The organism is Kitasatospora sp. NPDC033851 (assembly GCF_055576085.1).
The window spans coordinates 1-12499 of record NZ_JBVIRL010000021.1 but is presented as its reverse complement, the minus strand read 5'-3'; the positions used below and the strand labels follow the sequence as shown (position 1 = coordinate 12499).

Below are 12499 nucleotides of genomic sequence, written 5' to 3'. Positions count from 1 at the left end.
GGCGCACAGGGTGCGGCGCGAGATTTGCGGGCCATCCGGGCGAAGGGGCGGCACAGGGGGCCCCGGGCGGGGGATGGAAGAGCGGGGCCCCCGGCTGAGCGGGCCCGTCGAGGGCGGCGCCGAGCCCAGTCTTCGGGCCGCCGGATCCCCTGACAGGGTGGAGCAATTGATGAATCCGAAGATCGACGACCGGGTGCCGGTCCTGATCGTGGGCGGCTCGCTGGTCGGGCTGTCGGCCTCACTCTTCCTCGGCCGGCTCGGGGTCGGACACCTGCTGGTCGAGAAGCACGCCGACACCTCGCATCACCCGCGCGGCCGAGGCAACAACATCCGCACGATGGAGCTGTACCGGGTGGCCGGGATCGAGCCGGCGATCCGCGAGGCGGCCTCGATCCTCGCCCCCAACCACGGCATCCTGCAGGCGCCCTCGCTGACCGGCGCCGAGCAGGAGTGGCTGTTCCGCGAGATCGACCCGGGCGGCCGGCTGGCCCGGTTCAGCCCCAGCTCGTGGTGCCTGTGCAGCCAGAACGACCTGGAGCCGGTGCTCCTGCGGGCGGCCCGCGACCTGGGCGGGGACGTGCGGTTCAGCTCCGAGCTGGTCTCCTTCGAGCAGGACGCCGACGGCGTGACCTCGGTGCTGCGCAGCCGGGAGAGCGGCGAGGAGCGGGTGGTGCGCTCGGAGTTCCTGATCGCGGCGGACGGCCCGCGCAGCCCGGTCCGGGAACGGCTGGGCATCGGCCGGACCGGCAAGGGCGAGCTGTTCCACAACGTCAGCATCACCTTCCGGGCCAAGCGGCTGGCGGAGGTGGTCGGCGACCGGCACTTCATCGCCTGCTACCTGACCAACCCGGAGGCGGACGGCGCGCTGCTGCCGGTGGACAACCAGGAGGAGTGGGTGTTCCACGCGCCGTGGCACCCCGAGCACGGCGAGCCGCTGGAGGCCTTCACCGACGAGCGCTGCGAGCGGCACATCCGCACCGCCGTCGGTCTGCCGGAGCTGGACGTCGAGGTGACCGGCCGGGCGCCCTGGCACGCGGCCGAACGGGTGGCCGAGCGGTACGGCGCCGGGCGGGTCTTCCTCGCCGGGGACTCCGCCCACGAGATGTCCCCGACCGGCGCCTTCGGCTCCAACACCGGCATCCAGGACGCCCACAACCTGGCCTGGAAGCTCGCTGCCGTGCTGTGCGGCTGGGCCGGGCCGCGGCTGCTGGAGACGTACGGGCAGGAGCGGCGCCCGGTCGCCCAGGTGACCAGCGAGCGCGCCTCGGCCCGCTCGGCCGAGCACAGCCACCCGGGCTACGCGGTGGTGCCGGGCGTCGGGCGGCAGGCCGGGGTGCTCGCGGTGGCGCTCGGTTACCGCTACCCGGTCGGCGCGGTGATCGGCACCGACCGGGCGGGCGCCGTCGTCCCCGAGCAGTTCGAGTCGGCGGGCGAGCCGGGCAGCCGCGCCCCGCACCAGTGGCTGCTGCGGGCGGGCGTGAAGCTCTCCACGCTGGACCTGTACGAGCAGGCGATGGTGCTGCTCACCGGCCCCGACGGCGCGGCCTGGCACGCGGGCGCCCGGCGGGCGGCGGACAAGCTGGCCGTCCCGCTGGACGCCTTCCGGATCGGCGACGGTGCCGAGGACGACCTGGCCCCGGAGCCGGGCACGGACTTCGCCGCCCTGCACGGCATCGGCCCGCAGGGCGCGGTCCTGGTCCGCCCGGACGGCTTCGTCGCGTGGCGCTCGTCCGGTCCGGCGCTGGACCCGGAGGCCGAGCTGGGCACGGTGCTGCGGACGGTGCTGGGCCTCTGAGGCATGCGGAAGGGCCCGCCGGTCGCTCGACCGGCGGGCCCTTCCTGGTGGTCGGGGGCGGGGGTCAGTGGCCGCCCGCGTCGATCACCTCGACGTCGGCGACCTCACGCTCGATCTCCTCGGCCGGCAGGGCGACCCGGATCGCCCAGTAGTAGATGCCGAGCGCGAACACCGCGACGAGCGCCATGTCGTACCACATCGGGATCAGGCCGGTGCCGTCGCCGAAGCCGCCCTGCCAGGAGACCAGGCCCAGGCCCAGCAGGTAGACCGGCAGCCACTGGGCGGCCTTCCAGTTCAGCCGCGGCGCGTTCGCCAGGCCCTTCTTGATCGCGTACACCGCGTAGCCGCCGAGCAGCAGGTAGCCGAGCACGATCGCGATGCCCAGGCGGGACAGGATGTGCCAGCCGGACCAGTAGATGATCAGGCTGGAGACCACGAACGCGGCCGGGGAGATCACGCCGCCCAGCGGCAGCCGGTAGGAGCGCTCACGGTCGGGCAGGCGGCGGCGCAGCGCGCCGAAGGCCAGCGGGGCGCCGGCGTACATCAGCACGCTGGCGGAGGTGATGAAGCCGACCAGCTCCTGCCAGCTCGGGAAGGGCAGGAAGCAGATCACGCCGGTGATGAAGGAGATGATCAGGCCGAACCACGGCACGCCGTTCTTGTCCAGGTGCTCGAACTTCTGCGGCGCGTAGCCGTTCTTGCTCAGGCCGTAGGAGATGCGCGAGGTGGAGGTGGTGTAGATCAGGCCGGTGCCACCGGGGGAGATGATCGCGTCGGCCTTCAGGATCCAGGCCAGCCAGCCGAGGCCGACCAGGGTGGCGAGACCGGCGAAGGGGCCGTCGATGCCGGGGAAGTCGAGCTTGTCCCAGCCGTTGGCGAAGGCGCTGACCGGCAGTGCGCCGATGAAGACGACCTGCAGCAGGGTGTAGATCATGGTGCCGATGGCGACCGACCCGAGCACGGCGCGGGGGATGTCGCGCTTGGGGTTGCGGCTCTCACCGGCGATCTGGATGGCCTGCTCGAAGCCGAGCAGCGCGAAGATGATGCCACTGGAGCTGATCGCCGCGAGCACGCCCTTGGCACCGAACGGGGCGAAGCCGTGCGAGGTGAAGTTCGAGCCGTGGAAGCTGGTGATCGCCAGGATGAAGATCGTGAACAGCGGGACGAAGATCTTCAGCCAGGTGGTGGCGGTGTTGGTCCGGGCGAGGGCCTTCACGCCGAGGAAGTTGACGGCGACGAAGACGCCCATCAGCAGGGTGGCGACGATGAACCCGCTGGTGGTGAGGGTGCCGTTGGTGTTCTGGAGCCCACTGGCCCAGGGCATGTCCTTCGCGTAGCCGATCATCGCCTCGACCTCGATCGGCGCGACGGTGGCGGCTTGGAGCCAGGAGAACCAGCCGAAGGACATGCCGGCCAGGCCGCCGAAGGCGTAGTGCGGGTAGCGCGCGGTGCCGCCGGCAACGGGGAAGAGCCCGCCGAGCTCGGCGTGCACCAGTGCGAGGAGCACGATGGCGACCGCGCCTATGCCCCAGGAGATGACGGCCGCCGGTCCGGCGACGACGACGCCGTTCTTGGCGCCGAACAGCCAGCCGGAGCCGATGATCGAGCCGACCGAGGCCCACATGAGGCCGACGAGGCCGATGGAGCGGTTGAGCGACCGGGTGGTGGTGCCGGATTCGGTGCCGGTGCTCTGCCCGGGCGGCGAGATCTGGTTGAGGGAAGCCATTGGCGATCTCTCTGTGTGTGGGGGCTCCGGGGTGGGCGGAGCGCGGAGAGTTGCCACACAGTAGGGCTATTCATAGACCTCTGCACAGATTTCATTACTGAATGTTTACTTTCTTTGCCGGATATCCGTGCTGGTAGGAGGCATTCTGTTCAGTTGTCTGTTACGTTACCTGTGGGTAGGTCCAGGATTTGAGCGTCGATTGAGCTTCGCTCCGCGAGCCTGCAATATGGACACCCTCGGTGATTCATGGAAATGGCGATCCCCGCATAGCGATGCACGGGAAGGCGGCAGCCGCGGTGACCGGGCCGGCTTCTCCGGCGTCGGTCACCGCGGCTGCGGGGGTGCGGGGGTGCGGGGGTGCGTCAGGCGGTGGCGTCCCGACCGGCCAGCCAGGCCGCGGTGAGGTCCCAGACCTGACGCAGGGCGTCGGGTCGGGCCATGTCCTCGTGGCGGCAGTCCAGCGGGTGCTCGGTGAGGTCGCCGGTGATGTGCGGCGTCCAGACGTCCCGGTGCGGGACGCCCCGCCCGCGGTCGTCCCGGGCCGACACGAGCAGCGCGTCACCGTCGAAGCGGCGCGGGCGGTGCGCCCGCAGCAGACGGAAGTTGTTCGCGATCACCCGGGAGGCGGTGGCGAGCTCCTCGGCCGTCAGCTCGATGGACAGCGTGCTCTGGTCGATGAGCTCCTCGAACCCCTCCGGCTCGGTGTCCTCGGCCGGCTCCGCGCCTGCGGCCGGGCGGGTCGGGAGGTGGGCGTCGAGCAGCACCAGGGCGGCCACCCGCTCACCGGCCTCCCGCAACTGGGCGGCGATCTCCTGCGCCACCACGCCACCGAAGGACCAGCCCAGCAGGTGGTACGGCCCGGCGGGCTGGACGGCGCGCATCCGCTCGACGTACTGCGCGGCCATCTCCCGGATCGATCCCGGCAGTTCACCGCCGCCGTCCAGCCCGGCGGCCTGCAGGCCGTAGAGCGGGTAGTCCGTCGGCAGGTACCTGGCCAGCGGCGAGTAGCACCAGCTCGGGCCGCCGACCGGGTGGACGCAGAAGAACGGCTCCCGGCTGCCCGTCGTGCGCAGCGGCAGCAGCAGGCCCAGCGCCTCGCGGGTGTCGGGCAGGCCGAGCCGCTCCGCCAGCCCGGCCACGGTGGGCGCGGTGAACAGCGTCTGGATGCCCACCTCGACGCCCAGCACCGCGCGGATCCGGCTGACCAGGCGGGCGGCCAGCAGGGAGTGCCCGCCGAGCTCGAAGAAGCCGTCGTCCACCCCCACCCGCGGCAGCTCCAGCACCTCGGCGAAGATGCCGCAGAGGATCTCCTCCTGCACGGTGCCCGGGGCGCGGCCGGCCGTCGTCGTGCCGTACGCCGGGGCGGGCAGGGCCCGCCGGTCGAGCTTGCCGTTGACGGTGAGCGGCAGGACGTCCAGGAGCAGGACGGCGGACGGCACCATGTAGTCCGGCAGTCGGTCGGCGAGGAACTGCCGGAGCTGTCCGGGCAGGTCCGCGCCGTCGTCCGCCGGGACCGCGTAGGCGACCAGCCGCCGGTCGCCCGGGGTGTCCTCGCGGACCAGGACGGCCGCCTGGCCGACCCGGGGATGGGCGGCGACGGTCGCCTCGATCTCGCCGAGCTCGATCCGGAAGCCGCGGATCTTCACCTGGTCGTCGGCGCGGCCCACGAACTCCAGCTCCCCGTCGGCGCTCCAGCGGACCACGTCGCCGGTGCGGTACATCCGCTCGCCGGGCTCGCCGTACGGGCAGGCAGTGAAGCGCTCGGCGGTCAGACCGGGCCGGCCGAGGTAGCCCCGGGCCAGGTTGGCGCCCGCCAGGTACAGCTCGCCGGCCACGCCCGGCGGCACCGGGCGCAGGGCGGCGTCCAGCACGTAGACCCGGGAGTTGCCGAGCGGGCGGCCGATCGACGAGGCGGCCTCGTCGGACGCCCCGGCGGATCGGACCGCCGACGGGATCGGCGCGCTGCCACGGGAGTTGACGGGCTTCCCGGTGACCCAGACGGTGGCCTCGGTGGGCCCGTACATGTTGACCGTGGCCGGGGCCCGCTCGGCCAGGCGCCGGTACCAGCCGTCGAGCCGGCTCACGTCCAGCGCCTCGCCGCCCAGCACCAGGGTGCGCAGCGGCAGTCGGGCCCGGTCGGCGTCGGCCGGGTCAGGGTCGGCGGGGTCGGCCGGGTCGGCGGGGCCGGGGTCGGCGTGGGGGCCTTCCTGGGTTGCGGCCTGAGTCAACTGGTAGAAGGCGGAGGGTGTTTGGTTGAGGACGGTGACCTGTTCGCGGAGCAGCAGGTCGAGGAAGGCCTGCGGCGAGCGGGAGGTCTCGAAGGGGACGATCACCAGGCGGCCGCCGTGCAGGAGTGCACCCCACAGCTCCCAGACGGAGAAGTCGAAGGCGTAGGAGTGGAACCAGGTCCACACGTCGTCCGGGCCGAAGTCGAACCAGTCGGCGGTGCCGGCCAGCAGGAAGGCCACGTTCTGCTGCGGGACCACCACGCCCTTGGGGCGGCCGGTGGAGCCGGAGGTGTAGATCACGTAGGCCGGGTGGGAGGGCAGCAGCGGTGCGCGGCGCTGGGCGTCCGACAGGTCGTCGTCCGCCAGGCCGGCCAGCCGCCGCTCGGTCGCCCGCTCGTCCAGCAGCACCACCGGGAGATCGGTCCCCGGCACGGCACCGGCCGTCGCCGTGGACGCCAGCACCACGGCGGGAGCGGCCTCGCCGAACACGTAGGCGATCCGGTCCGCCGGGTAGTCGGGGTCGATCGGCAGGTAGGCGCCGCCGGCCTTGAGCACCGCGAGCAGGGCGACCACCAGCTCCGCCGAGCGGTCCAGGCAGACCGCGACCAGCGACTCCGGGCCGACACCGAGGTCGACCAGCAGTCGAGCCAGCCGGTTGGCTCGGGCGTTCAACTCGCCGTAGCTGAGACGCTGTTCGCCGAAGGCCACGGCTTCGTCCTGCGGGCGGCGGGCCGCCTGGGCCTCGAACAGCTGCGGCAGCGTGGCCGGCGGCACCGGCAGCGCGGTGTCGTTCCACCCCTTCAGGATCCGGTGCCGCTCCTCGGCGTCGAGGACGTCCACCGTGCTGACCGGGGCCTGCGGGGCCGCCGTCAGCGCGGTCAGCACCCGCACCCAGCGCTCACCGATCAGCTCGACCGTGGCCCGGTCGAAGAGGTCGGTGGCGTAGGTGATGCGGGCGGTGAGGCCGGCGGGGGTGCCGGTGGGGTCGTGTTGTTCGCTGACGTCGAGTTGGAGGTCGAACTTGGCGGCCGGGGCGCCGGTGGGCAGTGCCGTGACGGTCAGGTCGGGCAGGTCCAGGACGGCTTCGGCGTTGTTCTGTACGGCGAGCATGACCTGGAAGAGGGGGTGTCGGGCCATCGAGCGTACGGGGGCGAGTTCTTCGACGAGGCGTTCGAAGGGGATGTCCTGGTGGGCGAAGGCGGCGAGGCCGGTTTCGCGGACGCGGCCGAGCAGTTCTTCGAAGGTGGGGTCGTCGGTGAGGTCGGTGCGCAGGACGAGGGTGTTGACGAAGAGGCCGACGAGGTCGTCGAGGTTTTCGTCGGTGCGGCCGGCGATCGGGGAGCCGATGGGGATGTCCGGTCCGGCGCCGAGGCGGGAGAGCAGGACGGCGAGTGCGGCCTGGAGCACCATGAACATGGTGGCGCCGTTGCTGCGGGCGACCTCGGTGAGGGCGGCGTGCAGGTCGGGGGCGATGGGCAGGTCGACCAGGGCACCGTGCTGGGTGGCGACGGGCGGGCGCGGCCGGTCGAAGGGCAGCTCCAGCTCGGCCGGGATGCCGGCCAGGGCCTCACGCCAGTAGGTGAGTTGTTCGCTGAGCAGGCTTTCGGGGTCGTGGTCGTCGCCGAGTAGGTCGCGCTGCCAGAGGGTGTAGTCGGCGTACTGGACGGGCAGGGGCTCCCATTCGGGTGCCCGGCCGTCGAGGCGCGCGGCGTAGGCGGTGGCCAGGTCGCGGGCGAGCGGACCGAAGGACCAGCCGTCACCGGCGGTGTGGTGGACCGCCAGGGCGAGCACGTGGTCCTGCGGCGACAGCGTGAACAGCTCGGCCTTGATGGGGAGTTCGCTCGCGAGGTCGAAGGTGTGCCCGGTGGTGCGGGCCAGGGCGGCGGCCAGTTCCGGTTCGGAGGTCTCGGTGACGGTGAGCCGGAAGCCGAACCGGTCGGCGGGGAGGACGAGTTGGCGGGGCCGTCCGTCGACGGCGGGGAGGAGGGTGCGCAGTGCCTCGTGGCGGGCGATCAGGTCGGCAAGGGCGGCCTGGAGGGCGTTGCGGTCGAGGTTGCCGGTGAGACGGAGCGCGGTGGGGATGTTGTAGGCGGCGCTCGGCCCGGTCAACTCGCCGAGGAACCAGAGGCGTTGCTGGGCGAACGACAGCGGGACGGTTTCGGGCCGGGCCTGGGTGGCCGTGATCGGCGGGCGGGCTTCGGTGGTGGTGTCGAGTCGCCGTGCCAGGGCGGCGGGGGTGGGTGCTTCGAAGAGGGTGCGCAGGGGGAGTTCGGTGCCGAGGGTGGTGCGGATGCGGCTGGTGAGGCGGGTGGCGAGGAGGGAGTGTCCGCCGAGGTCGAAGAAGCTGTCGTCGAGGCCGACCGAGGGCAGGCCCAGGACCTCGGCGAAGACGGTGCAGAGCAGCTCTTCGCGGAGGGTCGTCGGGGTCCGACCGGCGCCGGTCGAGTACACGGGGACGGGCAGCGCCCTGCGGTCCAGCTTGCCGTTGACGGTCAGCGGGAGGGCGTCCAGGACCAGGATCGCCGAGGGCACGAGGTACTCGGGCAGCCGCTGGGCGGCGTACTGACGTATCAGGGCGGCGAGTTCATCGTCGCTGTGGCGGTCGGTGGCGGCCGTCTTGGCGGCCGGGACGAGGTAGGCGACGAGTCGCCTGTCGCCGGGGGTGTCCTCGCGGACGGTGACGGCGGCCTGGGCGACGGCGGGGTGGCCGGCGAGGACGGCCTGGATCTCGCCGGGCTCGATGCGGAAGCCGCGGATCTTGACCTGGTCGTCGGCGCGGCCGACGAACTCGAGTTCGCCGTCGGTGGTCCAGCGGACCACGTCGCCGGTGCGGTACATCCGCTCGCCGGGCTCGCCGTACGGGCAGGCCACGAAGCGTTCGGCGGTCAGACCGGGCCGGCCGAGGTAGCCCCGGGCCAGGCCGGTGCCCGCGATGTACAGCTCGCCGGCCACGCGCGGGGGTACCGGGCGCAGCGACTCGTCCAGGACGAAGACCTGCGTGTTGTCCAACGGGCGGCCGATCGGCGGGATCGCCACCGGCAGCGGCGCGGCCGGGAGCCGGTGCCCGCTGGCGTAGGTGGTGGTCTCGGTCGGCCCGTAGACGTGCGACACCACGGTGTCCGGGCAGGCCGCCAGCACCGCCGCCATCGCGGCGGGCGAGGCCGCCTCGCCACCCGTCAGCAGCTCGCCCAGGCCGGCCAGCGCCTCCGGCTCGTCCTCGGCCAGCAGGTTGAACAGCGCGGTGGTGAAGAACGCGCCCGTCACCCGCTGTTCGGTGAGTACCGACCGGAACACCGCGGGGTCCGTCTCACCGACGGGCGCGAGCACCACCGTGCCGCCGGACAGCAGCGGCACCCACAGCTCGTAGGTGGAGCCGTCGAAGGCGAGCGGGGAGTGCAGCAGGACACGGCGGTGCGCGACCGGGTGGAACATCCGGTCGGCGGCGAGGGCCGCGACGTTGCGGTGCGTCGCCATGACGCCCTTCGGGGCGCCGGTGGAGCCGGAGGTGTACATCGCGTAGGCCACCTGGTCGGGGTGCGCCGCGACGGCCGGCGCGGTGCCGGGGAACTCCGCCACTGCCGCCGGGTCCGTGCTCAACAGGACCGCCCCGGCGGGAAGTTCGACGTCCTGGCCGAGCCGGCCGTCGGACAGCACCACTCGGGCCGAGCTCTCCCGGAGGATCTGCTGGATCCGCGCGGCCGGATACCGGGTGTCGAGCGGGATGTAGGTGCCGCCGGCCTTGAGCACGCCCAGGATCGCGACGATCAGCTCCACGGACCGCTCGCCGAGCAGCACCACTCGGCTCTCCGGGCCGACGCCGGCGGCGATCAGGCGGTGGGCGAGGCGGTTGCTGCGGGTGTCGAGCTCGGCGTAGGTGAGCTGCCGGTCCTCGTCGGTGAGGGCGACGGCGTCGGGGGTGCGGGCCGCCTGGGCCGCGAAGAGGGCGGTGAGTGACTGGGCGGGGTGGTCGGTGGTGGTGTCGTTCCAGGTGGTGAGGAGGTGGTGGCGGTCCTCGGGGGTCAGCAGGTCGATGGTGTGGACGGGGGTGGTGGGGTCGGTGGCCAGGACGCCGAGGAGGTGGGTCCAGTGGCGGGCGAGCAGTTCGATCGACGCCCGGTCGAAGAGGTCGGTGGCGTAGGTGATGCGGGCGGTGAGGCCGGCGGGGGTGCCGGTGGGGTCGTGTTGTTCGCTGACGTCGAGTTGGAGGTCGAACTTGGCGGCCGGGGCGCCGGTGGGCAGTGCCGTGACGGTCAGGTCGGGCAGGTCCAGGACGGCTTCGGCGTTGTTCTGCAGGCTGAGCATGACCTGGAAGAGCGGGTGCCGGGCCATCGAGCGTACGGGGGCGAGTTCTTCGACGAGGCGCTCGAACGGCACGTCCTGGTGGGCGAAGGCGGCGAGGCCGGTTTCGCGGACGCGGCCGAGCAGTTGCTCGAAGGTGGGGTCGTCGGTGAGGTCGGTGCGCAGGACGAGGGTGTTGACGAAGAGGCCGACGAGGTCGTCGAGGTTTTCGTCGGTGCGGCCGGCGATCGGCGTGCCGATGGGGATGTCCGGTCCGGCGCCGAGGCGGGAGAGCAGGACGGCGAGTGCGGCCTGGAGCACCATGAACATGGTGGCGCCGTTGCTGCGGGCGACCTCGGTGAGGGCGGCGTGCAGCTCGGCGGGGAGGACCAGGTCGGTGGTCGCGCCGCGCTGGGTGGCGACGGCCGGCCTCGGGTGGTCGTACGGGAGGGCGAGTTCCTCGGGCACCTCGCTCAACGCCTCGCGCCAGTAGTCGAGTTGTTCGCTGAGCAGGCTGTCGGGGTCGTGGTCGTCGCCGAGTAGGTCGCGTTGCCAGAGGGTGTAGTCGGCGTACTGGACGGGCAGGGGCTCCCATTCGGGTGCCCGGCCGTCGAGGCGCGCGGTGTAGGCGGTGGAGAGGTCGTGGCCGAGTGGGGCGAGGGACCAGCCGTCGCCGGCGATGTGGTGGATGGTGACGGTGAGGACGTGGTCGTCCGGTGCGAGGGTGAACAGTGCGGCGCGGATGGGGAGTTCGGTGGTGAGGTCGAAGGCTCGGGTGGCGGTGCGGGTGATCGCCTCGGCGAGCTCGGACTCGGTGAGCTTGTGCTCGGTGGGGTCGGACTCGGTGGGGTCGTGCTTGGCGAACTCGGTGACGGTGAGCTCGAAGGCGAGCTCCTGCGGTGCGAGTAGCCGCTGGCGGGGATCGCCGTCTCCGGCGGGGAAGACGGTACGCAGGACCTCGTGCCGGGTGATCAGGTCGACCAGGGCGGCCTGAAGGGCCTCCCGGTCGAGGTCGCCGGTGAGACGCAGGGCGATCGGGATGTTGTAGGCGGCGCTCGCCCCGGTCAACTCGCCCAGGAACCAGAGGCGTTGCTGGGCGAACGACAGCGGGACCCGCCCAGGCCGTTCGATGGCGGTGATCGCCGGTCGCGCCGCCTGGCCGCTCTCCAGGTGCCGCGCCAGCTCGGCGGGCGTGGGGCGTTCGAAGAGGGTCCGGATGCCGACCTCGATGCCGAGGGTGGTGCGGATGCGGCTGACGAGGCGGGTGGCGAGGAGGGAGTGGCCGCCGAGGTCGAAGAAGTTGTCGGTGGGGGTGACTCGGGGCAGGTCGAGGACCTGGGCGAAGACGGCGCAGAGGATTTCCTCGTGCGGGGTGGTGGGGGTGCGGTCGGTCTGGGTGGTGTAGGTGGGGGCGGGCAGGGCGCGGTGGTCGAGCTTGCCGTTGACGGTGACGGGCAGCGCGTCGAGGACCACGGTCGCCGACGGCACCATGTAGTCCGGCAGTCGCTCGGCGGCGTACCGGCGTATCCGGACGGCGAGTTCGTCGTCGCTGCGGTGATCGGTGGCGGTGGGGACGACGTAGGCGACGAGGCGCTTGTCGCCGGGGGTGTCCTCGCGGGCGATGACGGCGGCCTGGGCGACGGCGGGATGGGTGGCCAGGGTGGCCTGGATCTCGCCGAGTTCGATGCGGAAGCCGCGGAGCTTGACCTGCTCGTCGGCGCGGCCGGCGAAGACGAGTTGGCCGTCCTCGGTCCAGCGGGCGAGGTCGCCGGTGCGGTACATGCGTTCGCCGGGCTCGCCGTAGGGGCAGGCGACGAAGCGTTCGGCGGTGAGGCCGGGGAGGTTGAGGTAGCCGCGGGCCAACTGGCGTCCTGCGAGGTAGAGTTCGCCCTCCACGCCCGGCGGGACCGGCTCCAGGCGCGCGTTCAGCACGTACACCCGGGTGTTGGGCAGCGGCCGCCCGATCGGGGCCGCGACGGCACCCGAAAGCGCGTCGCTCATCACCGAACCCACGGTGTTCTCGGTCGGCCCGTAGCCGTTGATCATCGTGCGGCCGACCGACCAGCGTTCCACCAGACCCGGAGGGCAGGCCTCGCCGGCGGTCACCAGGGTCATGCCGTCCGGCAGTGCGCCCTCGGGCAGCTCCGCCAGCGCGGCCGGCGGCAGCACGGCGTGCGTCACGCGGTGCTCGGCCAGGATCTCGGCCAGCTCCTTGGCGGACAGCAGCCGCTCCTTCGGCGCCGCGACCAGGCAGGCCCCGGAGAGCAGCGCGGCGTAGATCTCCCAGGCCGCGCCGTCGAAGCTCGGCGACGCGAACTGTGGCACCCGCGAGTCGGGGCCGATCCCGAACTTGGCGATCTGCCCGAGTGCGAAGTTCACGATGGCGCGGTGGGGGATGGTGACGCCCTTGGGGCGGCCGGTGGAGCCGGAGGTGTAGATGACGTAGGCGGGGTGGTCGGGGTGGAGGGTGAG

The 12499-nt window shown here is 72.6% G+C and carries 3 protein-coding genes; 1 reads left to right on the top strand and 2 read right to left on the bottom strand.

Annotated features, from left to right (window positions below; translation table 11 throughout):
• The first annotated feature begins 73 nt into the window (after nt 1-73).
• Complete coding sequence (locus ACZ51D_RS31875) at nt 74-1795, top strand: FAD-dependent oxidoreductase (protein WP_465664231.1); 1722 nt, start codon at nt 74-76, stop codon at nt 1793-1795.
• A gap of 64 nt (nt 1796-1859) precedes the next feature.
• Here the strand turns inward: ACZ51D_RS31875 and ACZ51D_RS31870 are convergent, their stop codons facing one another.
• Nucleotides 1860-3521, bottom strand: a complete 1662-nt coding sequence (locus ACZ51D_RS31870; RefSeq protein WP_465623398.1) for an APC family permease — start codon at nt 3519-3521, stop codon at nt 1860-1862.
• A gap of 362 nt (nt 3522-3883) precedes the next feature.
• A partial coding sequence (locus tag ACZ51D_RS31865; protein WP_465664230.1) for an amino acid adenylation domain-containing protein occupies nt 3884-12499 on the bottom strand: 8616 nt, incomplete at its 5' end.

What these genes read in the sequence shown, in the direction of transcription:
- ACZ51D_RS31870 (WP_465623398.1), bottom strand. Translation starts at nt 3,521, where the DNA reads ATGGCTTCCCTCAACCAGATCTCGCCGCCCGGGCAGAGCACCGGCACC.
- ACZ51D_RS31875 (WP_465664231.1), top strand. Translation starts at nt 74, where the DNA reads ATGGAAGAGCGGGGCCCCCGGCTGAGCGGGCCCGTCGAGGGCGGCGCC.